Below are 26696 nucleotides of genomic sequence, written 5' to 3' on the forward strand. Positions count from 1 at the left end.
TTGACCAGCCCTGCTGTGGGGCTTTGCGCTCGCTTCTGTTACACTTCTCTGATATCTCATTAAGCAGGATGAATAACATGGCAGATGAAGACAAACGCGAAACGACCCATTTCGGCTTTCGCACCGTGCCCAAAGATGAGAAAGCGGTTATGGTGGCGGATGTCTTTCATTCCGTCGCGGCAAAATATGATTTGATGAATGATTTAATGTCTTTCGGCATTCATCGCCTGTGGAAGCGTTTCGCTATCCATTGCAGCGGCGTGCGGCGGGGTCAGAAAGTGTTGGATCTTGCCGGCGGCACCGGCGATTTGACGGCGAAATTCTCCCGGCTGGTGGGAGAAGAGGGTGAGGTGGTCTTGGCGGATATCAACGATTCGATGCTGAAAGTCGGTCGCGATAAACTGCGCAATAAAGGCATTATCGGCAATGTGAGTTATGTCCAGGCGAATGCTGAATCTCTGCCGTTCCCCGATGATACCTTCGATTGCATCACCATCTCGTTCGGCCTGCGCAATGTCACCGAAAAAGAGCAGGCGCTGCGCTCCATGTATCGGGTGCTGAAACCCGGCGGCCGTCTGCTGATCCTGGAATTTTCCACCCCGTTGTTCAAACCGTTGAACAAGGCATACGATCTCTACTCCTTTCACGTATTGCCGCGCATTGGCGAGATGGTGGCGCGGGATGCGGGCAGCTACCGTTACCTGGCCGAATCTATCCGCATGCATCCGGACCAGGAAACATTGAAAGCCATGATGCTCGACGCCGGTTTCGACTCCGCCGAGTATTTTAATATGACCGGAGGTATCGTTGCGCTGCACCGCGGTTATAAATTTTGATCGGGAAATCATATGCTGATGTCATTGATCGCCGCGACTCTTGAAATTGCTCTTAAACGCTTGCTGTATCAGGATCAATTCATGAAAACGGCTCGCCAGCGCCTCAAGGGTAAAACCCTGCGGTTTGAGCTGGCGGAACTGGACAGTCCGGTCATTTTGGTTTTTGGCGAATCACAGGCGGATGTTCTCACCTCTTGGGACGATCCGGCGGATTGCACCGTCAAAACGCATTTTTCCGCGATTCCGGCGCTGCGCCGGCGGCAACGGCTTCCCGCCCTGATTAAGCAGGGTGATCTAGAAGTGGATGGCGACATACAGGTGGTGCAGCAATTTGTCGCCCTACTGGATATGGCGGAATTCGATCCGGCCGAACTGCTGTCGCCCTATCTTGGCGATGTCCTGTCGGAAGGGCTGACGCAGCGCGTTTCCGCCCATGCCGATAATATAAAACGCCGCTGGACCGACCGGCAAACCCAATGGGGACAGGCGGTCACCGAAGAGTGGCGGCTATCCCCATCGGCCCTTGAGCTTGCCTGGTTCAGCGAAGAGGTAGACACCTTGGATCGGGATGGCGCCGCTCTGGCGGCCCGTCTGGAAAGAATGGAGATCAGCCGATGATTTTTGGAGAAATCGGCCGCCTTTATTATATCGTGCGGGTATTGCTCAGCTACGGACTGGATGAACTTATTCCCAAAGTGCGCCTGACCCTGCCGCTTCGCCTGGGGCGCAAGCTTTTGTTCTGGATCCCCAATGAGCATGCCCAGCAGCCCTTGGGTGAACGATTGCGGCTGGCCCTGGAGGAATTGGGACCGGTTTGGATCAAGTTCGGGCAAATGCTGTCCACCCGCCGCGATCTATTCCCGCCGGTGGTGGCCGATCAACTGGCGATGCTTCAGGACCGGGTGAAACCTTTTGACGGCGCCCTGGCGCGCCAGCATATCGAACGGGCAATGGGCAAACCGCTGGAGTCCTGGTTCGACGATTTCGATCAGCAGGCGCTGGCGTCGGCATCCATCGCCCAGGTCCATACCGCGCGCCTGAAAGAAAACGGTAAAGAGGTGGTGATCAAAGTGATCCGCCCCGACATCATGCCGATGATCAAAGCCGATATGCGGTTAATGTACCGGCTGGCCAGCTGGCTGCCGCGGCTGCTGCCCGACGGACGGCGTCTGCGGCCGGTGGAAGTCGTGCTTGAGTATGAAAAAACCCTGTTGGACGAACTGAACCTGCTGCGTGAAGCGGCGAACTCCATCCAGCTCAGGCGTAACTTTGAAAACAGCCCGATGCTCTATATACCGGAGGTCTATCCGGATTACTGTAGCGAGACCATGATGGTCATGGAACGCATCTATGGTGTTCCGGTGTCGGATGTGGCGGCCCTCGAGAAACAGGGAACCAATTTGAAATTACTGGCGGAACGTGGCGTGCAGGTCTTTTTTACGCAGGTGTTTCGTGATAGTTTTTTCCATGCGGACATGCATCCGGGCAATATTTTCGTCAGTTTTGAGCATCCGGAAAATCCGCAATATATCGGTATCGACTGCGGTATTGTCGGTTCGCTTAATAAAGAGGATAAACGGTACCTGGCGGAAAATTTCATCGCTTTTTTCAATCGCGATTACCGCAAGGTTGCCGAGCTGCACGTTGATTCCGGGTGGGTGCCCCCCGATACCAATGTGGAAGATTTTGAGTTTGCCATCCGTACCGTGTGTGAGCCGATATTCGAAAAACCGCTGGCGGATATCTCTTTCGGCCATGTTTTGTTGAATCTGTTCAACACCGCCCGGCGCTTCAATATGGAAGTACAGCCGCAGCTGGTGTTATTGCAAAAGACCCTGTTGTACGTCGAGGGAGTGGGACGCCAGTTATATCCGCAGCTCGATTTGTGGAAAACGGCCAAACCCTTTTTGGAAGACTGGATCAAAGATCAGGTGGGTATCCCGGCCATCATGCGGGCGCTCAAAGAAAAGGCTCCATTTTGGGCGGAAAAACTGCCGGAGTTGCCTGAGCTCATCTACGAGGGATTCAAGCATCATAAGTCACTGCAAAAAAGCGTGGATAAGCTGGCGGTGGAGTTTAAGCAGCAGCGCGTTAAACAGGGACAGGCGCGGTTTTTGTTCGGTATCGGCGCAACATTGCTGCTCTGCGGGACTTTTCTGTTATCGCAGGGAAACGAGATGTCGTCTTTTCCCGCCTGGTTGATGGCGGCCGGTATCGTAAGCTGGATCGTCGGCTGGAAACGCACTGAATAGTACGCACGACATAATAATAAATATCCTGCATCCGGTTTGTAACCGGCAATATGAATCAACTTAACACAGAGGTGCCTATGGGCGGTATCAGTATCCCACAATTGTTAATCATCGCGGTGATCGTCGTATTATTATTCGGCACCAACAAATTGCGCGGCCTGGGATCGGATCTCGGTGCGTCAATCAAGGGCTTCAAAAAAGCCATGAACGACGATGACGATAAAAAAACGCCGCCCAAGGCGGATCAAACCGTACAAGATGCGGACTTCACGACCCAACCCATTGCCCAATCCAGGCAATCCGAGTCGGAAGAGTCGAAAAGTAAAAATAAAGAGCAGGTATAATCCGTGTTTGATATTGGATTTGGTGAGCTGGCGCTGATATTCGTGATCGGGCTGGTGGTCCTCGGGCCCGAGCGTCTGCCGGTGGCGGTCAGAACGGTAGTGGGCTGGATCAAGGCATTGCGTTCGATGGCGGCGACGGTGCAAAACGAATTGAGCCAGGAATTGAAACTGCAGGAATTGCAGGACAGCTTGAAAAAAGTGGAAGAGGCCAGCAAAAATAATCTGTCGCCGGAGCTGAAAGCCTCCATGGAAGAACTGCGCGAGGCGGCCGATTCAATGAAAAAAACCTTTCAAAGCAAGCTGGTTCCCGATGAGGAAAACCCGCCACATACTATCCATAATCCGGTGGTCACTGATTCCGCGGCGACACACAGCGGCGTGACTCCGGCCGAAGGCGCCAGCCAGGCGCAAGCGCCGGCGATGGTCCCCGGCGCAGATGCCCCATCCCCGGACGAAATGGCCCGTCGGGCGGAAGAAGCATTGCCGGTCCCGTCGGGGATTGCCGATAGCGTCACGCCGGATACAACAGTCCGTCAGCGGGAAACGCCAACGGCGGTCCCGCAAGGAATTGCCGATAACGTCACGCCGGCTAAAGCGGCCCGCCTGGCACAAGCGCCGGCTGCGGTTCCTTCCACCCCCGGCGAGTCCGGCAATGATGGTAAAAATTCAGCCGTAGCGGAGCCGAGCCAGCACCAGGCGCCACCCATTCCTACATCACATAACGATCGCTAAAACATGGCCGTTGAAGATACTCAACCGCTTATCAGCCATTTGATTGAGCTGCGTAAGCGATTATTGAACTGCATTATCAGTGTGCTGGTGGTATTCCTGGCATTAGTCTATTTTGCAAACGACATCTACCAGATCGTGTCGGCGCCGCTGATCAGACATATGCCGGCGGGCGCCAGCATGATCGCCACCGATGTGGCGTCGCCGTTTTTTACCCCCATCAAGCTGACCATTATCGTCTCGGTGTTTGCTTCCGCTCCGCTGCTGCTTTACCAGGTCTGGGCTTTTATCGCCCCGGCCTTATATAAGCATGAGCGGCGCCTGGTCATGCCGCTGCTGTTCTCCAGCACCTTTTTATTTTATGCCGGCATGGCTTTCGCGTATTTCATCGTTTTCCCGCTGGCATTCACTTTCTTCGCGCATACCGCCCCGCACGGGGTACTGATTGCTACCGACATCAACAAGTATCTCGATTTTGTCATGTCGCTGTTTATGGCGTTCGGCGTGTCGTTCCAGGTCCCCATCGCCATCGTTCTGCTGTGCTGGACCGGCGTGGTGACCCCGGAAAGCCTGAAGAAGAAGCGGCCCTATGTCCTGGTGGGCGCCTTCGTGGTGGGCATGTTGCTGACGCCCCCGGACGTTTTTTCCCAGACGTTGCTGGCTATTCCACTGTACCTGCTGTTTGAAATCGGCTTGTTCTTCGCGCGCTTTTATGTCGGCAAGGGCCGCCGCGATGGGCAGGATACGGATGAAAACGAGGATAGCGGCGAGGGAGAGTAAGCGGACTACAACTCAGCGGTACAATCACTGACAAATCGTCTTGGAGCTCAAGAGGCGGGACGGGTTCACGGCTTGTTTGCGATCTAGCAATCTGTCTCGCCTGGACACTTTGTCATCGATCTCAGATAGTTTTTTATTGAGTAAAATAAACGCCGCCCTGGTTATGAACGGCGTTATTCAGGAGATAAGATTATGAGCAATGTCTATGGTGCGTATCCACATCGCCGCTTGCGCAGGGTTCGCCGCTACGACTTCAGCCGCCGGCTGGTGGCCGAAAATCAGCTGACGGTAAACGATCTGATTTACCCGGTGTTTGTGATGGAAGGCCACAACCGCCGGCAAGAGGTTCCCTCCATGCCCGGCGTTTACCGCATGACCCTGGATTTGCTGATAAAAGAGGCGGAAACGGTCGCCAAATTAGGGGTGCCGGTGCTATCGCTGTTTCCGGTAATAGAGTCCGATTATAAATCCCTTATGGCGGAAGAGGCCTACAACCCGGACGGGCTGGTGCCCCGCACCGTCCGGGCGCTGAAAGACGCGGTACCGGAATTGGGCTTGCTCACCGACGTGGCCCTCGATCCCTATACCACTCACGGCCAGGACGGCATCATTGATGACCAGGGTTATGTCATCAATGAAACCACCAAAGAGATTCTGGTTCGGCAGGCGCTGTGCCACGCCGAGGCGGGAGCTGAAATCGTCGCCCCCAGCGATATGATGGACGGGCGTATCGGCGCCATTCGTGAACGGTTTGAACAGCATGGCCTGGTGAACAACCAGATCATGGCCTATTCGGCCAAGTATGCCTCCTGTTATTACGGCCCCTTCCGCGACGCGGTGGGCTCAAGCGCCAATCTCAAGGGCGGCGACAAAAAGACCTACCAGATGGATCCGGCCAATAGCGACGAAGCCTTGCAGGAAGTGGCACAGGATTTACAAGAGGGGGCGGACATGGTGATGGTGAAACCGGGCATGCCTTATCTGGATATGATTCACCGGGTCAAGGAAGAGTTCGGCGTACCGACCTTCGCCTATCAGGTTTCAGGTGAATACGCCATGCACATGGCGGCAATCCAAAACGGTTGGCTGCAGGAAAAACCGGCGATAATGGAATCATTGCTGTGCTTTAAACGGGCCGGCGCGGACGGTATTCTGACCTATTTCTCCAAACGCGTGGCGCAGTGGCTGCATGATGACCATCAACGGGGCTATTAAAATACCCGTCATCTTTCAAGCCGCAGCGGCGTTGGCTGCGCCTGCTCATCCCAGTCACTTAGTAATCTAAGCTCCTGGGAATGCCCATGCTTGCCGCCTTGCTGCAACTCGAAATCTATAGGGTACTTATACCCGTCATCTTTCGAGCCGCAGCGGCGTTGGCTGCGGCCGCTCACTCGTTGACAATTTACTGCATCTTTTGGAATTGGCGATTGTCCAGGCTTTGGGAAATCTGCTTGTTAAGGAAATTAAGCAGCAGCATCGAGCGGGCTTCACCGTCCGGCTCGGTGTAAATTGCCTGCAGTCCCTCAAAGACGCCTTCGGTTATCAACACGGTATCGCCGGCATGGGGCGTTTGCGGATCCTTAATCCCTTCATAAGCATGTTCCCTCAGCTCATTGATAACATCTTCCGAAATGGTTACCGGTAAATTGCCGAAACGGACGAAATGGCTGACGCCGCGCGTGGCGCTGATGGTGGTGGTATGAATGCGCTCGGGATCGAACTCTATAAACAGATAATTGGGAAATAGCGGCTCATTAACCTCGGTGCGTTTGCCCCGGACGATTTTTTCCAAGGTGACCATAGGAGTCAGGCAAGCGACCGCCTGTCGTTCCAAATGTTCTTTAGCGCGCATTAACTGACCGCGTTTGCAATACAATAAATACCATGCTTCCATAATCTGCTTTACTCGGTTCACTGATAATTCAGCATAGCAAAAGCCTTGAACTATATATAGCATCCGCTTTTAATGCTGCAGACAGGTGGCATAAAAAATAATCTATTTACCCCGAATTTTGACAAAAGGCCAGCACGGTTGGTAAACAGACTTTATAATGCATCGATAACCCGGCTCCCGACGACTTTATGAAATACCGTGACTTGCGCGACTTTCTCTCTTTGCTGGAACAGCGAGGGGAGTTGAAACGAATAACCCTGCCCATCAGTCCCCATCTGGAAATGACGGAAATCGCCGATCGAACTCTGCGGGCCGGCGGACCCGCGCTGCTGTTCGAAAATCCCAAAGGTTATGCCATGCCGGTATTATGCAACCTGTTCGGTACCCCGGAACGGGTGGCGTTGGGTATGGGACAAGAGAGCGTCTTGGCATTGCGTGAAGTAGGGGAATTATTGGCTTTTCTTAAGGAACCGGAGCCGCCGAAGGGATTTCGCGACCTGCTGGATAAAGCGCCGAAGTTTCGCCAGGTACTGAATATGCCGGTGAAACGGCTCGGTTCGGCACCCTGCCAGGAGCAAATATGGCAGGGCGAAGATGTGGATTTATCACGCATCCCGGTAATGCACTGCTGGCCTGGAGATGCCGCCCCCCTGATTACCTGGGGTCTTACCGTGACACGAGGTCCTCATAAAGAACGACAGAATATGGGTATTTACCGTCAGCAGGTTCTGAGTAAAAACAAAGTCATCATGCGCTGGCTTTCCCATCGCGGCGGCGCGCTGGATTTCCAGGAGTGGCGCCAGGCCCATCCGGGAGAAAGATTCCCGGTGGCGGTGGCGCTGGGGGCTGACCCCGCCACTATCCTGGCGGCGGTAACGCCGATACCCGATACTCTTTCCGAATACGCTTTCGCCGGGTTGCTGCGCGGTTACAAAACCGAAGTGGTTAAATGCATTTCCTGCGATCTTGATGTGCCCGCCGGCGCCGAAATTGTCCTGGAGGGATACCTTGAGCCGGGGGAAACCGCACCGGAAGGCCCTTACGGCGATCACACCGGCTACTATAATGAAGTGGATGAGTTTCCGGTGTTTACCATTACGCACATTACTCAGCGGCGTGACGCTATTTATCACTCCACCTACACCGGCCGTCCGCCGGACGAACCGGCTGTAATGGGCGTGGCGCTTAATGAAGTATTCGTTCCGATTTTACGTAAACAGTTTCCGGAAATTGTCGATTTCTATTTGCCGCCGGAGGGCTGTTCCTACCGGCTGGCGGTGGTGACGATCAAGAAGCAGTATCCGGGCCATGCCAAGCGGGTCATGATGGGCGTCTGGTCTTTCCTGCGTCAATTCATGTATACCAAATTTGTCATCGTGTGCGATGATGATATTAACGCGCGTGATTGGAAAGATGTTATTTGGGCGATAACCACCCGCATGGATCCCGCGCGTGATACGGTGTTAATGGAAAATACGCCGATTGATTACCTGGATTTTGCCTCGCCGGTTTCCGGATTGGGTTCAAAAATGGGAATGGATGCCACCAATAAATGGCCGGGTGAAACACAACGGGAATGGGGCACGCCCATTCTTATGGACGCTGAGGTCCGCGCTCGTGTTGATGCGATCTGGGATGATCTGGCCATCTTTGAAAACAGTGGTAAAAGGCCGTGATATTTCTGGCTTTCTATTCCGTTTTGTATAATGACCCGACAGAGGGAATGCATGACAACAATGACCTGTAAGGTCACTTCCGTGGATGCTATCACCGATACGGTATATCGGGTGTGTTTAGTCCCTGAAGCGGCTTTTAGTTTTCGCGCCGGCCAATATCTGATGGTGGTAATGGATGAACGCGATAAACGCCCTTTTTCCATGGCTTCCACCCCGATGGAGAGTTCCTTTATCGAGCTGCACATTGGTGCTTCGGAGCTTAATCTTTATGCCATGGCCGTGATGGATCGCATTTTAAAGAACCGTGAAATCATCGTAGACATCCCCCATGGCGATGCCTGGCTCAGGGACGATACCCAGCGGCCGATCGTGTTGATTGCCGGCGGCACCGGATTTTCCTATGCCCGCTCCATTCTGCTGACCGTACTGGATAAACAACCGGAACGCGAAGTGGCCATTTACTGGGGCGGCCGCGAATTACAGCATCTGTACGATCTCAGCGAACTGGAAGCCCTGACGCTGCAGCATCCCCGTCTTAAAGTGGTCCCTGTGGTGGAACAGCCTGACGAAAATTGGCCGGGCAGAACCGGCACGGTGCTCAGCGCGGTCATGCAGGATTACGGCAACCTGGAGCAATACGACGTTTATATTGCCGGTCGTTTTGAAATGGCTAAAATCGCGCGGGAACGTTTCTGCGCTGAACGCGGCGCCACCGCGGAACGAATCTTCGGTGACGCGTTTGCCTTCATCTGACACTGGTTTGAATCCAGCGGTAAATTAAGGTCGGATTATGGAATCTTTTTCTTCTCTATATCAGGAGCATCTCGCGACGCTGCAAAAGCGGACCCGCGAGATCCTTGCCCGGCAGAATCTCGATGCGTTACTGATTCACTCCGGCGAACCCATCACGGCATTCCTCGACGATCAGGATTATCCCTTCCGGGTCAATCCACAGTTCAAGGCCTGGCTGCCGGTGACCAACGTCGCACATTGCTGGTTATGGGTCGACGGCGTGAACAAACCCATATTATGGTTCTACCTGCCGGTGGATTATTGGTACAGCGTAGAGCCGGTGCCCGACAGCTTCTGGACGCCTTTTATCACTATCGTACCCATCCGGAACCCCGACGATATTGGCGGATTGCTGCCGGCCCGCCGCGACAAGGTGGCATATCTGGGCTCCTCTGCTGCGCGGGCGTCAAGCCTCGGCCTGACGGCGGAAAACATCAATCCGAAACCGATATTGGATTTTCTGCATTTTCACCGGGCCTATAAGACCGACTATGAACTCGCCTGCATGCGTGAGGCGCAAAAAACCGCCGTTACCGGGCACCGCGCCGCCAAGGAAGCGTTCCTCTCCGGCATGAGCGAATTCGATATCAATATCGCCTATCTCAGCGCCACCGGCCACCGCGATATCGACGTTCCCTATGGCAACATTATCGCGCTGAACGAGCATTCGGCGGTATTGCATTACACTACGCTTGAAAACCGCTGCCCGGATGACGTCCGCAGCTTTCTCATTGACGCCGGAACGGAATACCACGGTTACGCAGCGGATCTGACCCGCACCTACGCCGCGCGGAAAGATTCCGAATTCGCACAGCTGGTGGCCGCCATGAATACGGAACAGCTGGCGTTAATCGACACCATCGAAGCCGGTGTCAGCTACATCGATTATCATATCCAGATGCACGGACGGATTGCCAAATTGCTCAAGACCTACGATATCGTCACCGGCATCAGTGAAGAAGCCATGGTGAAAGAGGGGATTACCGGTCCGTTCCTGCCGCATGGCCTGGGGCATCCACTCGGGCTGCAGGTCCATGATGTGGGGGGCTTCATGCAGGACGATACCGGTACCCATCTCGCCCCCCCGGCCGCTTATCCATACCTGCGCTGTACTCGCGTTATGGAGCCGGGTATGGTCATGACCATCGAGCCCGGCCTGTATTTTATCGAATCGCTGCTTTCGCCCTGGCGCAGCGGCGCATTCAGCAGACATTTCAACTGGCAGCGCATCGAGATGTTTAAGGCTTTTGGCGGTATCCGCATCGAAGACAATATCGTCATAAAAGAAAAGCAGACTGAAAACATGACCCGCGATTTGAAGCTGGCATAATGCAGGCCTATTTCGTTCCCGCGGCGCCGGTCACCGCGGTGATGGAAATTAAAAAAAGTCGTTTTATCACCTTCCTGTCACCTGCTCGAGGGATTGATGCCGCCAGGGAGTGCATCCGGCAGGCCCGCGAGCAGCACCCCTCGGCGACACACCATTGCTGGGCCTATATTGCCGGACCGCCGCAGGATTCATCGCAGTTCGGCTTTTCGGACGACGGCGAGCCCTCCGGCACCGCCGGACGTCCCATGCTGGCACAACTTCAGGGCTGCGGGGCGGGAGAAATCACGGCGGTAGTGGTGCGGTATTTCGGCGGCATAAAGCTGGGTACCGGCGGACTGGTAAGGGCTTACGGCGGCGGTGTGCAGCAGGCGCTAAAACTCATGGTCCGTGTGGAAATAGTCCCGCAGGTGGAATTCGTTGTATCTTGTCGTTATGAACAGCAGGTATGGATTGAAATGGCGGTCAAACAGGTTGCCGGCCGCATTGTCCAGAGCGAGTATGGCGAATCCATTAACTTTCGTGTGGCCATTCCCTTCGACAAAGTGGGCGAGGCTTCGCGGAAATTGGGCGATTTAAGTCGCGGCGCTTTGCATTTCTTGCCGATTACATAATAATCCCGTCCCCGGCTACCGTTGAATTTTTATTAAGGAACATGCTGAAATGCATTTTCGCGCCATAATCCGCATAGTCGGTCTGCTCGTCATGTTATTTTCCGGGACCATGATTGTTCCCGGTCTGGTGGCGTTGATTTATCGAGATGGGGCCGGCAGCGCCTTTACCCAGACCTTCTTTTTCACTTTGCTGATTGGTTTGCTGCTGTGGTTGCCGAACCGCCGCCAGAGGTATGAATTAAAACCCAGGGAAGGTTTTTTGATTGTGGTGCTGTTCTGGACGGTGCTGGGAAGCGTCGGCGCATTGCCGTTCCTGTTCGCCGATCACCCCGATCTGTCGCTGACCAATGCGTTTTTCGAGTCATTCTCCGGCCTGACCACCACCGGCGCCACCTCGCTGGTTGGCCTGGATAACCTGCCCAAGGCCATTCTCTTTTATCGGCAGATGCTGCAATGGTTCGGCGGCATGGGGATCATTGTGTTGGCGGTAGCAATTTTGCCAATACTGGGGGTTGGCGGCATGCAGCTTTACCGTGCCGAGATGCCCGGACCGTTAAAAGACAATAAAATGCGGCCGCGCATTGCCGAAACGGCTAAAACCCTCTGGCTGATATATCTCACTCTCACCATAATTTGCGCCGCGGCGCTCTGGGGCGCCGGGATGTCGGTTTTCGACGCCATCGGCCACAGTTTTTCCACCGTGGCCCTCGGCGGTTTTTCCACCCATGATGCCAGCATCGGCTATTACCACAGCCCGATGATTAACTCTATCGTGGCGGTTTTTTTACTGATTTCCGGTTGTAACTACGGACTGCATTTTGCCGTGCTGAGCGGGCATAACCTGCGGGTATACTGGCGCGACCCGGAGTTCAAGGTATTTATCTCCGTGCAGTTCATCCTGGTGGTGGTGGCCACGCTCATCCTTTGGCGTTTCAACGTGTACCAGACCGGACTACAAACCCTGAACCAGGCTTTTTTCCAAGTAGTTTCCATGGCCACCACCGCCGGTTTTACCACCGACAGCATCGCCCGCTGGCCGCTGTTCCTGCCGATACTGCTGTTGTGCTCGGCATTCATCGGCGGCTGCGCCGGTTCTACCGGCGGCGGCCTGAAAGTCATCCGTATTCTGCTGCTTTATCTGCAGGGTTCGCGGGAGCTGAAGCGCTTGGTACACCCGAATGCGGTCTATACCATCAAGCTCGGCACCAGGGCTTTGCCGGAACGTATCCTTGAGGCGGTGTGGGGGTTCTTTTCAGCCTACGCCCTGGTTTTTATTGTCAGTATGCTGGCGATTATCGCCACCGGCGTTGATAATTTCTCCGCGTTTGCTGCGGTAACCGCTACCCTGAATAATCTGGGCCCGGGGCTGGGGGTGGTTGCGGAAAATTTCACCGCCATGAATTCGGTGGCCAAATGGATACTGATTGCCGACATGCTGTTCGGCCGATTGGAGGTATTCACCGTATTGGTGCTCTTCACGCCCACTTTCTGGCGCGAGTAGGTTTGTTATGCATATTTTGATTCTTTATTCCAGCCGGGACGGACAAACCCGAAAAATTTCGCGGTTTATTGCGTCCGCCCTTACGGATACCGCGACCTGTGATGTCGTTGATCTCAGCCAGGCCGATGATTGTTCGCTTCAGAATTACGATGGCATTATTATCGGCGCCGCCATCCGGTACGGCCATTACGCCGCCGACCTGCATAATTTCATCCGGCGGCATCTGGACCGGCTGAATACGCTGCCCAGCGCTTTTTTCTCCGTTAATCTGACGGCGCGTAAACCGGATAAACGAACGCCCGAAACCAATGTGTATACCCGTAAATTCCTGGCCGCTACGCCCTGGCGACCTGATGGATGCGCCGTTTTCGCCGGTGCGCTGCGCTATCCGCAATACCGCTGGCTGGATCGGGTCATGATCCAGTTGATCATGCGGATGACCGGCGGCGAGACCGACAGTTCAAAAGAAGTCGAATACACCGACTGGGAACAGGTTACGGCCTTCGCCCGGGATTTTGCAGTTTTAACCGATAAAGCTTCCCGCCAGGAGGGCGAAGCGAAGGGATTTGGTGAAAAATAAACCGATCGGTGGAAATGTTGCAATTAGCACTTGTCTCGCCTCAGGAAATCCCTATAATGCGCCTCCACTGACCGGGATTAACCGCTGCGACGGGCCGGGTCGGAAAGGGAAAAGCGCTTTGCTAAAGCAAATAAAAGCTTGACTCTTCAACGGGAAAGCGTAATATACGCAACCCGCGCCAGGTGAGAATAGCGCTCCCCGACGCACGCTCTTTAACAATTTATCAGACAATCTGTGTGGGCACTCACAAGACCGTATCGAAACACAACAATACAAGTCTTGAAGAGTGACAAACAGTTAATTCAAAAGATTAACCAGATGAAATCTTTGAGCATCAAGCTTTTAATTGAAGAGTTTGATCATGGCTCAGATTGAACGCTGGCGGCAGGCCTAACACATGCAAGTCGAGCGGCAGCGGGAAGTAGCTTGCTACTTTGCCGGCGAGCGGCGGACGGGTGAGTAATGTCTGGGGATCTGCCCGATGGAGGGGGATAACTACTGGAAACGGTAGCTAATACCGCATAACGTCGCAAGACCAAAGTGGGGGACCTTAGGGCCTCACACCATCGGATGAACCCAGATGGGATTAGCTAGTAGGTGGGGTAACGGCTCACCTAGGCGACGATCCCTAGCTGGTCTGAGAGGATGACCAGCCACACTGGAACTGAGACACGGTCCAGACTCCTACGGGAGGCAGCAGTGGGGAATATTGCACAATGGGCGCAAGCCTGATGCAGCCATGCCGCGTGTGTGAAGAAGGCCTTCGGGTTGTAAAGCACTTTCAGCGGGGAGGAAGGGGTTGGGTTTAATAGATTCAATCATTGACGTTACCCGCAGAAGAAGCACCGGCTAACTCCGTGCCAGCAGCCGCGGTAATACGGAGGGTGCGAGCGTTAATCGGAATTACTGGGCGTAAAGCGTACGCAGGCGGTTTGTTAAGTCAGATGTGAAATCCCCGAGCTTAACTCGGGAACTGCATTTGAAACTGGCAGGCTAGAGTCTCGTAGAGGGGGGTAGAATTCCAGGTGTAGCGGTGAAATGCGTAGAGATCTGGAGGAATACCGGTGGCGAAGGCGGCCCCCTGGACGAAGACTGACGCTCAGGTACGAAAGCGTGGGGAGCAAACAGGATTAGATACCCTGGTAGTCCACGCTGTAAACGATGTCGATTTGAAGGTTGTGGCCTTGAGCCGTGGCTTTCGGAGCTAACGCGTTAAATCGACCGCCTGGGGAGTACGGCCGCAAGGTTAAAACTCAAATGAATTGACGGGGGCCCGCACAAGCGGTGGAGCATGTGGTTTAATTCGATGCAACGCGAAGAACCTTACCTACTCTTGACATCCAGAGAAGACTTCAGAGATGGAGTTGTGCCTTCGGGAACTCTGAGACAGGTGCTGCATGGCTGTCGTCAGCTCGTGTTGTGAAATGTTGGGTTAAGTCCCGCAACGAGCGCAACCCTTATCCTTTGTTGCCAGCGAGTAATGTCGGGAACTCAAAGGAGACTGCCGGTGACAAACCGGAGGAAGGTGGGGATGACGTCAAGTCATCATGGCCCTTACGAGTAGGGCTACACACGTGCTACAATGGCGCATACAAAGAGAAGCGAACTCGCGAGGGTAAGCGGACCTCACAAAGTGCGTCGTAGTCCGGATTGGAGTCTGCAACTCGACTCCATGAAGTCGGAATCGCTAGTAATCGTGGATCAGAATGCCACGGTGAATACGTTCCCGGGCCTTGTACACACCGCCCGTCACACCATGGGAGTGGGTTGCAAAAGAAGTAGGTAGCTTAACCTTCGGGAGGGCGCTTACCACTTTGTGATTCATGACTGGGGTGAAGTCGTAACAAGGTAACCGTAGGGGAACCTGCGGTTGGATCACCTCCTTACCGAAAGATACGCGTCAAGTGACGTGTCCACACAGATTGTCTGATAGAAGTGATGAGCAAACAGCTCGTATGGTTTTGTTTGTGAAGCGCAGCTTCGCGAACGCGTATCTTTGTCCCCTTCGTCTAGTGGCCTAGGACACTGCCCTTTCACGGCGGTAACAGGGGTTCGAACCCCCTAGGGGACGCCAAACAGCCTACGTATCTGATAAATTTCAGAGCGCATTTGAAAGAGTGCGCTGCGAAATACTGCTCTTTAACAATCCGGAACAAGCTGAAAATTTGAAAAAAACATGCTGAGCAAAATCAGTATGCGAGTCTCTCAAAGCAAGCAAACCTAAGCAGGTCATCGCGTCAGTGATGACCCTGTTGAGGGATGAGCGAGAAAGCCCCGGCCAAGGCGCCCGGCGCGCAGCCAGCGGAGTGGACTAGATGTCCATGAGCATGGCGAGCACCGCGCAACACCGGCAGGGGCCTTTCGCAGCCATTCCGCAGACACTTTAGGGTTGTGAGGTTAAGTGACTAAGCGTACACGGTGGATGCCTAGGCAGTCAGAGGCGATGAAGGACGTGCTAATCTGCGAAAAGCGTCGGTAAGCTGATATGAAGCGTTATTAGCCGGCGATGTCCGAATGGGGAAACCCAGTGCAATTCGTTGCACTATCATTGCGTGAATCCATAGCGCAATGAGGCGAACCGGGGGAACTGAAACATCTCAGTACCCCGAGGAAAAGAAATCAACCGAGATTCCCCCAGTAGCGGCGAGCGAACGGGGAACAGCCCAGAACCACCATCAGCTTTTGCATCAGGAGAACGGTCTGGAAAGTCCGGCGACAGAGGGTGATAGCCCCGTATCCGAAGGTGCAGAAGTTGTGGGTTCGATGAGTAGGGCGGGACACGTGATATCCTGTCTGAAGATGGGGGGACCATCCTCCAAGGCTAAATACTCCTGACTGACCGATAGTGAACCAGTACCGTGAGGGAAAGGCGAAAAGAACCCCGGCGAGGGGAGTGAAACAGAACCTGAAACCGTGTACGTACAAGCAGTGGGAGCCCCATCACTAAGCCAGTGGTGAAGCTGCATATGCATCCTTTGCTAAAGGTGCGGTAGGCGGAGCGAAAGCGACGCCCAACCGACAAAATAAGCAGAGGGGGCTTAGTGATGGGGTGACTGCGTACCTTTTGTATAATGGGTCAGCGACTTATATTCTGTAGCAAGGTTAACCGAATAGGGGAGCCGTAGGGAAACCGAGTCTTAACTGGGCGTGTAGTTGCAGGGTATAGACCCGAAACCCGGTGATCTAGCCATGGGCAGGTTGAAGGTTGGGTAACACTAACTGGAGGACCGAACCGACTAATGTTGAAAAATTAGCGGATGACTTGTGGCTGGGGGTGAAAGGCCAATCAAACCGGGAGATAGCTGGTTCTCCCCGAAAGCTATTTAGGTAGCGCCTCGTGAATTCATCTTCGGGGGTAGAGCACTGTTTCGGCTAGGGGTCCACCCCGGATTACCAACCCGATGCAAACTGCGAATACCGAAGAATGTTATCACGGGAGACACACGGCGGGTGCTAACGTCCGTCGTGAAGAGGGAAACAACCCAGACCGCCGGCTAAGGTCCCAAAGTCATGGTTAAGTGGGAAACGATGTGGGAAGGCATAGACAGCCAGGATGTTGGCTTAGAAGCAGCCATCATTTAAAGAAAGCGTAATAGCTCACTGGTCGAGTCGGCCTGCGCGGAAGATGTAACGGGGCTAAACCATGCACCGAAGCCGCGGCAGCGATACCCTCGGGTATTGTTGGGTAGGGGAGCGTTCTGTAAGCCTGAGAAGGTGGCCTGTGAGGGTTGCTGGAGGTATCAGAAGTGCGAATGCTGACATAAGTAACGATAAAGCGGGTGAAAAGCCCGCTCGCCGGAAGACCAAGGGTTCCTGTTCAACGTTAATCGGAGCAGGGTGAGTCGACCCCTAAGGCGAGGCCGAAAGGCGTAGTCGATGGGAAACAGGTTAATATTCCTGTACTGGGTGTGACTGCGAAGGGGGGACGGAGAAAGCTAGACCGGCCGGGCGACGGTTGTCCCGGTTCAAGCGTGCAGGTGGAGAGGACAGGAAAATCCGTTCTCTTGTAACACTGAGGCGTGATGACGAGCCACTACGGTGGTGAAGGGGTTGATGCTACGCTTCCAGGAAAAGCCTCTAAGCACCAGGTCACATCGAATCGTACCCCAAACCGACACAGGTGGTCAGGTAGAGAATACCGAGGCGCTTGAGAGAACTCGGGTGAAGGAACTAGGCAAAATGGTGCCGTAACTTCGGGAGAAGGCACGCTGGCATTAGGTGGAGGAACTTGCTTCCCGAGCTGAAGCCAGTCGCAGATACCAGCTGGCTGCAACTGTTTATTAAAAACACAGCACTGTGCAAACACGAAAGTGGACGTATACGGTGTGACGCCTGCCCGGTGCCGGAAGGTTAATTGATGGGGTTATCCGCAAGGAGAAGCTCTTGATCGAAGCCCCGGTAAACGGCGGCCGTAACTATAACGGTCCTAAGGTAGCGAAATTCCTTGTCGGGTAAGTTCCGACCTGCACGAATGGCGTAATGATGGCCAGGCTGTCTCCACCCGAGACTCAGTGAAATTGAACTCGCTGTGAAGATGCAGTGTACCCGCGGCAAGACGGAAAGACCCCGTGAACCTTTACTATAGCTTGACACTGAACATTGAGCCTTGATGTGTAGGATAGGTGGGAGGCTTAGAAGTAGGGACGCCAGTCCTTATGGAGCCAACCTTGAAATACCACCCTTTAATGTTTGATGTTCTAACTCCGGCCCGTAATCCGGGTCGAGGACAGTGTCTGGTGGGTAGTTTGACTGGGGCGGTCTCCTCCTAAAGAGTAACGGAGGAGCACGAAGGTTAGCTAATCACGGTCGGACATCGTGAGGTTAGTGCAAAGGCATAAGCTAGCTTGACTGCGAGAGTGACGGCTCGAGCAGGTGCGAAAGCAGGTCTTAGTGATCCGGTGGTTCTGAATGGAAGGGCCATCGCTCAACGGATAAAAGGTACTCCGGGGATAACAGGCTGATACCGCCCAAGAGTTCATATCGACGGCGGTGTTTGGCACCTCGATGTCGGCTCATCACATCCTGGGGCTGAAGTAGGTCCCAAGGGTATGGCTGTTCGCCATTTAAAGTGGTACGCGAGCTGGGTTTAGAACGTCGTGAGACAGTTCGGTCCCTATCTGCCGTGGGCGTTGGAAGATTGAGAGGGGCTGCTCCTAGTACGAGAGGACCGGAGTGGACGCACCACTGGTGTTCGGGTTGTCATGCCAATGGCATTGCCCGGTAGCTACGTGCGGAAGAGATAACCGCTGAAAGCATCTAAGCGGGAAACTTGCCTCGAGATGAGTCTTCCCTGTGGCTTTAAGCCACCTGAAGGGACGTTAAAGACGATGACGTTGATAGGTCGGGTGTGTAAGCGCAGCGATGCGTTGAGCTAACCGATACTAATGACCCGTGAGACTTAACCTTACAACACCTAAGGTGTTTGAGCTGTGAGAGCGTTGTCCGCAAGGGCGATGAGAGAATTTTCAGCGACTGTTCCGGATAAAGGCCAATGGTCATCAGTAAAAGATGACGGTTGGATAACGAATTTGCCTGGCGGCACTAGCGCGGTGGTCCCACCTGATCCCATGCCGAACTCAGCAGTGAAACGCCGTAGCGCCGATGGTAGTGTGGGGTCTCCCCATGCGAGAGTAGGGAACTGCCAGGCATCCATTAAGACCGATACCTCGAGTGTAACGAGAGGCGTTGGTGAAGCACCACAAACGGTTTTATGACATGCGTTGACCCCGCAAATGTTAAGTTTGGGTGTAGTACCGAATCGTGGTGCGGTAGTTCAGTCGGTTAGAATACCGGCCTGTCACGCCGGGGGTCGCGGGTTCGAGTCCCGTCCGCACCGCCACCCTATTTAGGGGCGTAGTTCAATTGGTAGAGCACCGGTCTCCAAAACCGGGTGTTGGGAGTTCGAGTCTCTCCGCCCCTGCCAGAAAACAGATAAAGCCCTTCGCTTACGCGAGGGGCTTTTTTTATATTTTTAAACGCAATACATCCCTCGTAGTATGGCGCTATTTTTGTTATGCACTTACACAAAATAATGCTCAGATAACCAGTCTACTTTTAACGATGGAAGTGTCATTGGCTGATGTTACCGCCCTTTGATAGGGCGGTTTTTATAAAATGATTTACCAGCCTGATTTCTTATGCGTTCCACAATTCGGACGCGGCGGGCAAGAGTACGGCGGAGGCGGATAGCACCCTGGGCGCGGCGGATAAAATGGCTGCCTATAATAAAGCGGCGGAGTAACAAAATAAGTACCGGCAGGCTCTAAACTGTATTGTCCATCATAGCCGACGGCGAACGCTTGGAAAGCATAATTAGTGTTCGGGTTCAATTATACAAAGCAAGCCAGGGAGTATTTCCATCGGTTTGTCCCGCCCAGTAGCCGGGGCTGGCGGCTTGCCATACATTATAGTATGCCACGGGCGCACCACCGATGCCGGGCGTCCAGCTAAGCAATGCTGACGTTGGAGTAAGATTGCTGGCCACCATATTGGCGGGCGATGCAGGCCTTTCATTGCTTGGCCGGTTACAGTAGGAAAAATTAGAATTCGTCATAATAATATCCTAAATATATCAGGTCAACACTATAATCAATCAGACGCGATATGAGTTACTTTTCTATAAACAGATGGCGATGTGCAATAAACATTGTTGGAGTGAAGGCATTTAACAGTAAATATAATTAACATTGGAATCTTAACTTTTTAGATAAAAATATATCCATAAGTTTTTATTAGAATTTTAAAATTATTATTTTTTTCTATAAAATATTGGTTGCGTGGAATGCCGTCAATTGCCAAATTTAAAATGAAAATTTCCTTTATCAATGCAAGAGGAAATATACTTTGGATAACATAGTTAACTATATGATTTTGAATTCAATTCTTATTACTAATAAATAGTTTGAAAGAAAAAAACAGAATTGATAAAAACAGCCATTCGAAAGCATGACTAAATAAGCTAGGGTGATCTGTCGGTTCGAGCCCCTTCACCCGATTCTCGTTTTACGGCGGGAGTGACCTCCACCAGCCATCACCGGGGCTTATAAAATTAAGCCGTCGCCAAGACTTTCAAGATCATAGCGAAATGCTTTCCCGGCAACTGCCGCCCCAGCCGTAGGCGATCTGGTCTGATGCAGGATTTCGTTGCAAAAATAGAATCCGGGGAAATAACAGCAATGTAATCCATATTTTCAAACCGATTTTACTAGGGGTTTCATATGATCGAGAGACACTGTGCAATGCCGCAGCTCAAAATGTTGCAATAAATGTGAAAAACCATAATGTTCTCGCCAAAAAATATATAGCAGATTAATGCATGGCTCAACTCATGTTACATGTTGATGAGTGAAATGTTAAGGCGGTATTTCCCTAATTTTGAAGCATTTAATTTTTCCTCTGTATGGACACTGTACAAAAATATATCCATAAGCCACAGATTTAAATGAAAAAAATTGCGATGCCTCTCTAGTCCTATTTGTCAAAAGTGTGATGCGCTACGATATAAAAAAGCCTTTTCTTGTTTAATTTTATTGTTGTTAGCCTTTAAGAAATACCCGTACATTTTATGATTATAAGAGGACGATGACTATGTGGAAGCGTTTACTTTTAGGATCTGCCATTTCTGTCGCGATGTCTGCAATGGCACTGGCCGCGCCGTTGACGGTGGGGTTTTCTCAGGTCGGCTCAGAGTCTGGCTGGCGCGCGGCGGAAACTACGGTAGCAAAAAGTGAAGCCCAGAAGCGCGGCATAACGTTGAAAATTGCCGATGGACAGCAAAAACAGGAAAACCAGATTAAAGCGGTCCGTTCATTCATTGCCCAGGGCGTAGACGCCATATTTATAGCGCCGGTGGTGCAAACCGGTTGGGAACCCGTTTTACAGGAAGCCAAAAGCGCTAAAATCCCGGTCTTCTTGCTGGACCGCGCTATTGTAGTCAAAGACAACTCGTTATATATGGCCGTAGTAACCGCTGATAATGTGCTTGAAGGCCGGCTGATAGGCGACTGGCTGGTGAAAACCATGAACGGCAAACCTTGTAACGTAGTGGAACTGCAGGGTACGGTGGGCGCCAGCGTGGCAATCGATCGTAAGAAAGGTTTTGCGGAAGCCATAGCAAAAGCGCCGGCAATAAAAATTATTCGCTCTCAGTCCGGTGACTTTACTCGCACTAACGGCAAAGTAGTCATGGAAAGTTTTATTAAAGCTGAAAACAATGGTAAAAATATTTGCATGGTTTTCGCCCATAATGATGACATGGCAATAGGTGCGATACAGGCAATCAAAGAAGCGGGGCTTAAACCGGGCAAGGATATTCTTACCGGTTCAATTGATGGTGTTCCTGATATTTATAAAGCAATGCTGGCGGGAGAAGCCAATGCTAACGTGGAATTGACGCCTAATATGGCTGGCCCGGCATTTGATGCGCTTAACGCATATTTAAAGGACGGAACAAAACCACCTAAAATCATTAAAACAGAAAGCAGATTATATCTGCCCGCCGACGCTCAGGCGCAGTTAGCCAAGAAAAGTGGCATGGGGTACTAAAAAGTCGCTGTTTTATACCTAAAAGAGGGAAGGTCGAACTGCGAGTGATCGCACATTATAAAAATTCGCCACTGGGACAGGGGCAGAGGGAATATTCAACGTAAAACATTCCGCGTCATGGGTCCCGCGCTAAGGCCCATGACGCGGCAACAGCACATGACCCGTGTTGTTTCAAACGCTCCTGGCCGGTGGGTTGCCAGCGGCGACGGTTTATTCTTCTGCATCCTGCTTGGCGGGTCGTGGCACGGTTTGTCAAAATCCGGGTCCTTAGGTGTATTGATAAGGCAGTTTTTCCGGCTACGTTTTCAGGAGCATATTCCGTGGGCATCAACGAAAAACACGATGAGGTATTACTCAGGATTACCGGTCTGAGTAAAAGCTTTCCCGGTGTCAAGGCGCTTAATGACGTTTCGTTAAGTCTGCGACGGGGTGAGATTATGGCGCTGCTCGGGGAAAATGGCGCAGGAAAATCCACATTAATCAAAGCGTTAACCGGTGTCTATCAGCGCGACAGCGGCTCAATCAATCTGGATGGTCAGGACATTCATCCCAAAAATACCGCTCATGCACAGTCGTTGGGTATCGGCACCGTGTATCAGGAAATCAACCTGCTGCCCAATCTGTCGGTTGCCGATAATCTCTTTATCGGCCGCGAGCCGCGGCGGTTTGGTTTTATCAATCGCAAGGAAATCAACCTCAGGGCACGGGACATTCTGGCCGGCTACGGCTTCGCCCTGGATGTAACGGAACCACTGGGACATTTCTCCGTCGCCATGCAGCAGATCGTGGCGATTTGCCGCGCGGTGGACCTGTCCGCCAAGGTGCTGATACTGGATGAACCCACCGCCAGCCTGGATGCCAACGAAGTTGAAATGCTGTTTACCATCATGCGGCAGTTGCGCGATCGGGGAATCAGCCTCATTTTCGTTACGCATTTTCTCGATCAGGTTTACAAGATTTCCGACCGGATTACGGTATTGCGCAACGGTGAATTCGTCGGTACCCGCGAGACCCGTGAGCTCCCCCATATAGAGCTGGTGAAGATGATGCTGGGGCGCGAACTGGATGAACATGCCCTGCAGCGGGCCGGGCGCACGCTGCTCAACGACAAGCCGGTGGTGGCGTTTGAAGGCTACGGTAAGAAGAATACCATCATGCCTTTCGATTTGGCGGTACGGCCGGGGGAAATTGTCGGTCTTGCCGGCTTGCTGGGATCGGGACGGACGGAAACCGCGGAGGTCATTTTCGGCATCCGCACGGCGGATTCGGGCAGCGCCCTCATCAAAGGGAAAAGAAAGGTTATACGCTCTCCCAACCAGGCCTCGCGGCTGGGGCTGGGCTTTTGCCCCGAGGACCGCAAAACCGACGGCATTATCGCCGCGGCGTCGGTACGGGAAAATATCATTCTTGCCTTGCAGGTTCAGCGCGGCTGGCTGCGACCCATTTCACGCAAGGAGCAAAACAATATTGCCGAGCGCTTTATCAGGCAGCTCGGGATTCGCACACCCAGTCCCGAACAGCCCGTTGACTTCCTTTCCGGCGGCAACCAGCAAAAAGTGCTGTTGTCCCGCTGGTTATTGACCAAACCGCAGTTCCTGATTCTCGATGAACCCACCAGGGGTATCGATGTCGGCGCCCATGCTGAAATCATTCGGCTGATTGAAACCTTGTGCGCCGATGGCCTTGCCCTGTTGGTTATCTCTTCGGAACTGGAGGAATTGGTGGGATACGCCGATCGGGTGGTTATCCTGCGTGACCGCAAACATATCACCACCATTCCCCTGGAAGAATTGTCGGTTACCGCCATTATGAATGCCATTGCCGCCTAAGGAGCATGAGGTTATGTCCGGTTCAACGCCTTCCTTGACTAAAACGGTTGCCGCCAAGCGGTGGCCGAGCGGCATGCCTCAGTTGGCTGCGCTGATCGTGGTATTGATCGCCGACGGTATTGTCGCCAATAATTTTTTCTCGATACATATGCAGGACGGCCGGCTGTTCGGCAGCCTGATTGATATTTTGAACCGCTGCGCGCCGGTGGCCTTGCTGTCCATCGGCATGACGCTGGTCATCGCCACCGGCGGCATCGATTTATCGGTGGGCGCGGTAATGGCCATCGCCGGTGCGGTGGCCGCCACGCTGACGGTACATGGCTACAGCCTGCCCGTTGTCATTTTGTCCACAATAGGCGTCGGTGTGCTATCCGGTTTGTGGAACGGCACGCTGGTGGCACTGTTAAAAATACAGCCTTTTGTCGCAACACTGATTCTGATGGTGGCCGGACGGGGTATCGCCCAATTGATTACCGAAGGGCAGATCGTTACCTTCGACAATCCGTCCCTGGCCTGGATTGGCAGCGGTTCACTGCTGTATTTCCCCGTACCGGTCTTTATTACCCTTATTACCCTGGTCCTGGCATGGCTGCTGACGCGTAAAACAGCGCTGGGGTTGTTTATCGAGGCGGTGGGAATCAATATCCGCGCCGCCAAGAACGCTGGCGTAAAAACGCGCGTCATCGTGATGTCCACCTACATACTGAGCGGAATATGCGCCGCCGTCGCCGGGCTTATCGTCGCCGCCGATATACGCGGCGCCGACGCCAACAATGCCGGTCTGTGGCTGGAGCTGGATGCCATCCTGTCGGTGGTTATCGGCGGAGGCTCGCTGATGGGCGGCCGTTTCAATCTGTTCCTGTCGCTGTTGGGCGCATTGATCATTCAGGGAATGAATACCGGCATTCTTCTCTCGGGCTTCCAGCCGGAACTTAACCAGGTGGTGAAAGCCGTCGTCGTGCTCTGCGTGCTGGTGATGCAGTCATCCAGTTTTATCGCTTTTCTCAGGAGGCGCCGCCGCCATGTTTAAACGCAACCTTCCCCTGGTGATCACCATCTCGGTCTTTATTCTGGGTTATCTGTTCTGTTTGACCCAGTTCCGTGGGTTCGCCTCCACCCGGGTCATTTGTAACATCCTGACGGATAATGCCTTTCTCGGCATCATTGCGGTGGGCATGACGTTTGTGATTCTTTCCGGCGGCATCGACCTGTCGGTGGGATCGGTTATCGCGTTTACCGGCGTTTTCCTGGCGCGGGTTATCGGCGACTATCATATGTCCCCGCTGCTGGCGTTTCCGCTGGTGCTGGTCATGGGCTGCGGGTTCGGCGCCTTTATGGGCTGGCTGGTGGATACCCTGAAGATTCCGGCCTTTATCATCACCCTGGCGGGCATGTTTTTTCTGCGCGGCGCCAGTTATCTGGTGTCGGAAGAGTCCCTGCCCATCAATCATCCCATCTATGACACTCTCTCCAACCTGGCCTGGCAGATCCCGGGGGGAGGGCGCCTGAGCGCCATGGGGGTACTGATGCTGCTGGTCATCGTATTCGGCATGATCCTGGCGCGCTATACCCGGTTCGGCAGCCAGGTATACGCCATCGGCGGCAACGCTACGGCCGCGAATCTGATGGGCGTCTCAACGCGCAGCACCACCATTCGTATTTACATGCTGTCAACCGGGCTGGCCACGCTTGCGGGCATCGTCTTTTCGATTTATACCTCCGCCGGCTATGCCTTGGCGGGAATGGGGGTGGAATTGGATGCCATCGCCTCGGTGGTTATCGGCGGCACCCTGCTCAGCGGCGGTATCGGCACGGTATTCGGCACCCTGTTCGGCGTGTTGATCCAGGGGCTGATCCAGACCTATATCAATTTTGACGGCACCCTTAGCTCGTGGTGGACCAAAATCGTCATCGGGATTTTGCTGTTTGCGTTTATCGCCTTGCAGCGCTTGCTGAATTCGCTGTGGGAAAACAATCAAAACGCCAAAGTTACCAACATTCCCCGTACCGTAGGGAATCAAAGCGTCAAAACATCAGGGGCGGGATTGTGATCGGTATCTCTTTAATCCGCCTAAAACGGCTTTTAACGCATTTTTAACCTGTAGAGGCTGTTGGGGGTTAGGCAGACGTTTTTTAAGAGAATATGGCCGCGTTAAGGCGCTTAAATAACGGGGGTTTTCAGCAGCTGGCGTATGAGCGTGCGTTGATCGCTATTTTGTAACCAAACCGCATACAAAGGACGGAGCAACGGCGGCATCTCGGCGATGGCGATGAGCTCGGGGAAACTTTCCGCCCAGTGGCTGGGTAAAAAAACGCATGCCTGGGTGGTGGGCAATAAATAACGTGCCAAATGTGCCGAAGTGGTGCTCATGATCGGATTCGGATTATGCACCAGCAACCGGCTTTCATACGTATGAAAATCCGCGCCCCATTCCAAACGGATATAAGGCCGCTCCTCTTCCTCCGGCTCGCTGGAGGCGGCAAAAAGTGTTAACGAAAAATTCCCCAGCAGCTGGCAGGTCAGCTCTTCCATTTTGGGAGCCTCCGTGGTTATGAGGAGATCCAACTGCCGTTCATGCAATTGATTTATCAGCGCGTGGCGCAAGGCGATGCGGGCCTCTACCTGCAGGGTAGGACGTTGCTGGTACAGCAACTGCAGCCATTGTCCCAGCCAAGCCTCCCAAAGCGACGCCGTGGCGCCGATAGACAACAGGTTATGCTGGAGCGAGCGTGTGACCTCCTGCTTGGCCAACTGCCAGGTGGCCATCAGGTTCTCAGCGTAGGGCAGCAGGCTCTCTCCGGCGGGGGTTAACCGGATATTATTGCGATGCCGGGTGAATAAACTGACGCCTAATTGTGTTTCCAATTGACGTATACGGAAGCTCACCGCGGACTGCGTCAGGTACAGCGCTTCGGCCGCGCGACCAAAGTGTCTGGTCCTGCTAACTTCCAAAAAGGTTTTAAGTAATTCCGTGTCCACGGCCATCTCCAAAAAATT

Annotated in this window: 18 protein-coding genes, 3 tRNA genes, 3 rRNA genes and 1 pseudogene; 23 read left to right on the plus strand and 2 right to left on the minus strand. The window is 53.3% G+C overall.

Features of this window, described 5'->3' with window-relative positions; translation table 11 throughout:
- Positions 1-77: 77 nt before the first annotated feature.
- The 7 genes and pseudogenes from ubiE to hemB all read left to right on the plus strand — a co-directional run bounded on the left by ubiE (position 78) and on the right by hemB (position 6156).
- Positions 78-836 (plus strand): bifunctional demethylmenaquinone methyltransferase/2-methoxy-6-polyprenyl-1,4-benzoquinol methylase UbiE, encoded by a 759-nt coding sequence (gene ubiE / locus ACL2XO_RS02625; protein ID WP_132923866.1) that lies wholly within the window; start codon positions 78-80, stop codon positions 834-836.
- A 12-nt stretch (positions 837-848) separates the two neighbouring features.
- Complete coding sequence (locus tag ACL2XO_RS02630) at positions 849-1454, plus strand: SCP2 domain-containing protein (protein WP_132923865.1); 606 nt, start codon at positions 849-851, stop codon at positions 1452-1454.
- On the plus strand, positions 1451-3088 hold the full coding sequence (ubiB, locus tag ACL2XO_RS02635; protein WP_413726331.1) for a ubiquinone biosynthesis regulatory protein kinase UbiB: 1638 nt from the start codon (positions 1451-1453) through the stop codon (positions 3086-3088). Before ACL2XO_RS02630 ends, ubiB begins: the two co-directional genes overlap by 4 nt.
- 77 nt (positions 3089-3165) lie before the next feature.
- Positions 3166-3432: a Sec-independent protein translocase subunit TatA gene (gene tatA / locus ACL2XO_RS02640; protein ID WP_132923863.1), complete on the plus strand. Its 267-nt coding sequence runs from the start codon at positions 3166-3168 to the stop codon at positions 3430-3432.
- 3 nt (positions 3433-3435) lie between these two features.
- A pseudogene (gene tatB / locus ACL2XO_RS02645) lies at positions 3436-3954 on the plus strand (Sec-independent protein translocase protein TatB); the annotation flags it as partial.
- A gap of 213 nt (positions 3955-4167) precedes the next feature.
- On the plus strand, positions 4168-4941 hold the full coding sequence (gene tatC, locus ACL2XO_RS02650) for a Sec-independent protein translocase subunit TatC (RefSeq protein WP_413742127.1): 774 nt from the start codon (positions 4168-4170) through the stop codon (positions 4939-4941).
- A gap of 192 nt (positions 4942-5133) precedes the next feature.
- Positions 5134-6156: a porphobilinogen synthase gene (gene hemB / locus ACL2XO_RS02655; RefSeq protein WP_413726334.1), complete on the plus strand. Its 1023-nt coding sequence runs from the start codon at positions 5134-5136 to the stop codon at positions 6154-6156.
- Positions 6157-6343: 187 nt separating this feature from the next.
- Here the strand turns inward: hemB and rfaH are convergent, their stop codons facing one another.
- Entirely contained in the window at positions 6344-6835 is a 492-nt protein-coding gene (rfaH, locus tag ACL2XO_RS02660; RefSeq protein ID WP_203524540.1) for a transcription/translation regulatory transformer protein RfaH, read from the minus strand.
- A 188-nt stretch (positions 6836-7023) separates the two neighbouring features.
- Between rfaH and ubiD the strand changes: the two genes are divergently transcribed.
- The 16 genes from ubiD (at position 7024) to yjfF (ending at position 25749) form a co-directional block, all read left to right on the plus strand.
- Entirely contained in the window at positions 7024-8511 is a 1488-nt protein-coding gene (gene ubiD / locus ACL2XO_RS02665) for a 4-hydroxy-3-polyprenylbenzoate decarboxylase (RefSeq protein WP_132923859.1), read from the plus strand.
- A gap of 51 nt (positions 8512-8562) precedes the next feature.
- Positions 8563-9264, plus strand: coding sequence for an NAD(P)H-flavin reductase (fre, locus tag ACL2XO_RS02670; protein WP_132923858.1), 702 nt, complete (start codon positions 8563-8565; stop codon positions 9262-9264).
- A 37-nt stretch (positions 9265-9301) separates the two neighbouring features.
- Complete coding sequence (gene pepQ / locus ACL2XO_RS02675) at positions 9302-10633, plus strand: Xaa-Pro dipeptidase (RefSeq protein ID WP_413742128.1); 1332 nt, start codon at positions 9302-9304, stop codon at positions 10631-10633.
- A complete protein-coding gene (locus ACL2XO_RS02680; RefSeq protein WP_413742129.1) occupies positions 10633-11244 on the plus strand; it encodes an IMPACT family protein in 612 nt (203 codons plus the stop codon). The genes pepQ and ACL2XO_RS02680 overlap by 1 nt, the downstream gene beginning before the upstream one ends.
- A 49-nt stretch (positions 11245-11293) precedes the next feature.
- Positions 11294-12745, plus strand: coding sequence for a Trk system potassium transporter TrkH (gene trkH / locus ACL2XO_RS02685; RefSeq protein ID WP_132923855.1), 1452 nt, complete (start codon positions 11294-11296; stop codon positions 12743-12745).
- A 7-nt stretch (positions 12746-12752) separates the two neighbouring features.
- Positions 12753-13325, plus strand: a complete 573-nt coding sequence (gene hemG / locus ACL2XO_RS02690; RefSeq protein ID WP_203524402.1) for a menaquinone-dependent protoporphyrinogen IX dehydrogenase — start codon at positions 12753-12755, stop codon at positions 13323-13325.
- A 343-nt stretch (positions 13326-13668) separates the two neighbouring features.
- Positions 13669-15211: ribosomal RNA gene (locus ACL2XO_RS02695) — 16S ribosomal RNA — on the plus strand.
- A 112-nt stretch (positions 15212-15323) separates the two neighbouring features.
- Positions 15324-15399, plus strand: a tRNA-Glu gene (locus tag ACL2XO_RS02700).
- Between the two features lie 321 nt (positions 15400-15720).
- A 23S ribosomal RNA gene (locus ACL2XO_RS02705) occupies positions 15721-18731 on the plus strand.
- 125 nt (positions 18732-18856) lie between these two features.
- Positions 18857-18972 (plus strand): 5S ribosomal RNA (gene rrf / locus ACL2XO_RS02710).
- Together the 16S, 23S and 5S rRNA genes with 3 tRNA genes alongside form the textbook arrangement of a ribosomal RNA operon.
- A gap of 115 nt (positions 18973-19087) precedes the next feature.
- Positions 19088-19164: transfer RNA gene (locus ACL2XO_RS02715), tRNA-Asp, on the plus strand.
- Positions 19165-19172: 8 nt separating this feature from the next.
- Positions 19173-19248 (plus strand) — tRNA-Trp (locus ACL2XO_RS02720).
- A gap of 1664 nt (positions 19249-20912) precedes the next feature.
- Positions 20913-21869 (plus strand): galactofuranose ABC transporter, galactofuranose-binding protein YtfQ, encoded by a 957-nt coding sequence (gene ytfQ / locus ACL2XO_RS02725; protein ID WP_132923851.1) that lies wholly within the window; start codon positions 20913-20915, stop codon positions 21867-21869.
- Between the two features lie 326 nt (positions 21870-22195).
- Positions 22196-23698: a galactofuranose ABC transporter, ATP-binding protein YtfR gene (gene ytfR / locus ACL2XO_RS02730; protein ID WP_413743022.1), complete on the plus strand. Its 1503-nt coding sequence runs from the start codon at positions 22196-22198 to the stop codon at positions 23696-23698.
- A gap of 13 nt (positions 23699-23711) precedes the next feature.
- Complete coding sequence (gene ytfT, locus ACL2XO_RS02735) at positions 23712-24728, plus strand: galactofuranose ABC transporter, ATP-binding protein YtfT (protein WP_413726337.1); 1017 nt, start codon at positions 23712-23714, stop codon at positions 24726-24728.
- Complete coding sequence (gene yjfF, locus ACL2XO_RS02740) at positions 24721-25749, plus strand: galactofuranose ABC transporter, permease protein YjfF (protein ID WP_132923849.1); 1029 nt, start codon at positions 24721-24723, stop codon at positions 25747-25749. The genes ytfT and yjfF overlap by 8 nt, the downstream gene beginning before the upstream one ends.
- A gap of 110 nt (positions 25750-25859) precedes the next feature.
- Here yjfF and hdfR read toward each other — a convergent pair whose 3' ends face one another.
- Positions 25860-26678 (minus strand): HTH-type transcriptional regulator HdfR, encoded by an 819-nt coding sequence (gene hdfR / locus ACL2XO_RS02745; RefSeq protein WP_203524399.1) that lies wholly within the window; start codon positions 26676-26678, stop codon positions 25860-25862.
- Positions 26679-26696: the final 18 nt, after the last annotated feature.

The sequence above is a fragment of the Sodalis sp. RH15 genome (assembly GCF_047324255.1).
In the GTDB taxonomy this organism is placed as follows: domain Bacteria; phylum Pseudomonadota; class Gammaproteobacteria; order Enterobacterales; family Enterobacteriaceae; genus Acerihabitans; species Acerihabitans ligni.

What these genes read in the sequence shown, in the direction of transcription:
- ubiE (WP_132923866.1), top strand. Translation starts at nt 78, where the DNA reads ATGGCAGATGAAGACAAACGCGAAACGACCCATTTCGGCTTTCGCACC.
- ACL2XO_RS02630 (WP_132923865.1), top strand. Translation starts at nt 849, where the DNA reads ATGCTGATGTCATTGATCGCCGCGACTCTTGAAATTGCTCTTAAACGC.
- ubiB (WP_413726331.1), top strand. Translation starts at nt 1,451, where the DNA reads ATGATTTTTGGAGAAATCGGCCGCCTTTATTATATCGTGCGGGTATTG.
- tatA (WP_132923863.1), top strand. Translation starts at nt 3,166, where the DNA reads ATGGGCGGTATCAGTATCCCACAATTGTTAATCATCGCGGTGATCGTC.
- tatC (WP_413742127.1), top strand. Translation starts at nt 4,168, where the DNA reads ATGGCCGTTGAAGATACTCAACCGCTTATCAGCCATTTGATTGAGCTG.
- hemB (WP_413726334.1), top strand. Translation starts at nt 5,134, where the DNA reads ATGAGCAATGTCTATGGTGCGTATCCACATCGCCGCTTGCGCAGGGTT.
- rfaH (WP_203524540.1), bottom strand. Translation starts at nt 6,835, where the DNA reads ATGGAAGCATGGTATTTATTGTATTGCAAACGCGGTCAGTTAATGCGC.
- ubiD (WP_132923859.1), top strand. Translation starts at nt 7,024, where the DNA reads ATGAAATACCGTGACTTGCGCGACTTTCTCTCTTTGCTGGAACAGCGA.
- fre (WP_132923858.1), top strand. Translation starts at nt 8,563, where the DNA reads ATGACAACAATGACCTGTAAGGTCACTTCCGTGGATGCTATCACCGAT.
- pepQ (WP_413742128.1), top strand. Translation starts at nt 9,302, where the DNA reads ATGGAATCTTTTTCTTCTCTATATCAGGAGCATCTCGCGACGCTGCAA.
- ACL2XO_RS02680 (WP_413742129.1), top strand. Translation starts at nt 10,633, where the DNA reads ATGCAGGCCTATTTCGTTCCCGCGGCGCCGGTCACCGCGGTGATGGAA.
- trkH (WP_132923855.1), top strand. Translation starts at nt 11,294, where the DNA reads ATGCATTTTCGCGCCATAATCCGCATAGTCGGTCTGCTCGTCATGTTA.
- hemG (WP_203524402.1), top strand. Translation starts at nt 12,753, where the DNA reads ATGCATATTTTGATTCTTTATTCCAGCCGGGACGGACAAACCCGAAAA.
- ytfQ (WP_132923851.1), top strand. Translation starts at nt 20,913, where the DNA reads ATGTGGAAGCGTTTACTTTTAGGATCTGCCATTTCTGTCGCGATGTCT.
- ytfT (WP_413726337.1), top strand. Translation starts at nt 23,712, where the DNA reads ATGTCCGGTTCAACGCCTTCCTTGACTAAAACGGTTGCCGCCAAGCGG.
- yjfF (WP_132923849.1), top strand. Translation starts at nt 24,721, where the DNA reads ATGTTTAAACGCAACCTTCCCCTGGTGATCACCATCTCGGTCTTTATT.